Source organism: Paracoccus versutus (assembly GCF_000763885.1).
Classification (GTDB): Bacteria; Pseudomonadota; Alphaproteobacteria; order Rhodobacterales; family Rhodobacteraceae; genus Paracoccus; species Paracoccus versutus.
On record NZ_JRKO01000184.1, the window covers coordinates 1 to 483 of the forward strand.

The following is a 483-nucleotide window of genomic DNA, read 5'->3' on the forward strand; positions in this document are numbered from 1 at the left end:
CCGAAAACCCCGCACGAACCCCCGCGCCCGTCTCGACATGCACGTCATGCCCCAGCTTGCGCAGATGCCCCGCAGAGGACGGAGTGATGGCGACCCGAGCCTCCCCCTCAAAAATCTCCTTCAATCCACCGATCTTCACCAGGCCACCTCCCTACTGGCTTGCGTATTGCCCCTTGCATCTACCCGATGAAGAAATCCTGATTGGTCAGACCTGATCGAGCGCAGCAATCTTTGCCCTGATATCGTTGCCTCTTGCCGCTGGTTCGGAAACCTTCCTGGAAATCTCCGTGACCGCATCAATCGATGCAGGCTCCATCTCTATCATGAGGTCTTTTGCGTCGATCTGTTCGCCCGGTCTGACGTGGAGGGTCTTGATCAGGCCGGCTCTGTCGGCGTGGATGGCGGTTTCCATCTTCATCGCCTCGATGGTCAGCAGCAGGTCGCCGGGGTTGACCTTCTGCCCCTGGGCGACGGCGACCGAGG

Annotated in this window: 2 protein-coding genes; both read right to left on the reverse strand. The window is 59.8% G+C overall.

The window, feature by feature from the left end:
• The coding region (locus IT40_RS30615; protein ID WP_157034072.1) for a hypothetical protein at positions 1-139 on the reverse strand (139 nt) is incomplete at its 3' end.
• Between the two features lie 66 nt (positions 140-205).
• Positions 206-483, reverse strand: a 278-nt coding sequence (locus tag IT40_RS26565; RefSeq protein WP_036761578.1) for a biotin/lipoyl-containing protein, incomplete at its 5' end; no start/stop codon positions are given.